The organism is Vibrio sp. 1562 (assembly GCF_033340155.1).
Classification (GTDB): domain Bacteria; phylum Pseudomonadota; class Gammaproteobacteria; order Enterobacterales; family Vibrionaceae; genus Vibrio; species Vibrio alginolyticus.
This window is the reverse complement of record NZ_JAWOVY010000711.1, coordinates 1-535: the sequence shown is the minus strand read 5'-3', so window position 1 is coordinate 535 and position 535 is coordinate 1. Positions and strand designations below refer to the sequence as shown.

1 protein-coding gene is annotated in these 535 nt (G+C 39.3%); it reads left to right on the top strand.

The genetic code is table 11. The features are described 5' to 3' along the window. Positions 1 to 254: 254 nt before the first annotated feature. A partial coding sequence (locus R7Z49_RS27240) for a thermostable hemolysin (RefSeq protein WP_318112784.1) occupies positions 255 to 535 on the top strand: 281 nt, incomplete at its 3' end.

Here is a 535-nt window from a genome sequence, read left to right as displayed (position 1 = left end):
GCTAAAGCTTTAGCGTATCTTTGGTTCCTCAGTGAGAAAATGAAAAGCCAGTCGATTATTTAGACTGGCTTTTTTATTTAGATTACTCAAAAAACATCGTATTAATATCAATTACATACCAGCACAAAACCCCAAAAGGCACTGCCATTTAAGCCTTCCTGTCGTTAAATAATTTATCAAAATTTCATTCCTTAAGAATTTCTTAAGTTTCGCGTTTTATTTTGTGGATAACTACTCAAACAAAGGAAGCGCTCATGAAACACCATGCCCAAACTTCTGCAGATGGCTTTACTTTAGACATCGTTTATCCAATGCATCCGCTTTGGAGCCAAGTTATCGAGCATGTTTCTCAGCGTTATCAAGAAGCATTCTTTGCCGAGCTAAAACAATTTATGCCGGCGTATTTAACCCTCATTGAAGGCGGCCAAATTATTTCCGTATGCGGCTTTCGCATCGCCGAAGATGAGCCCTTGTTCCTTGAACAGTATTTAGAAGACGACGCCCAAAAGCTGGTTTCTAACGTCTTTAACTGCGA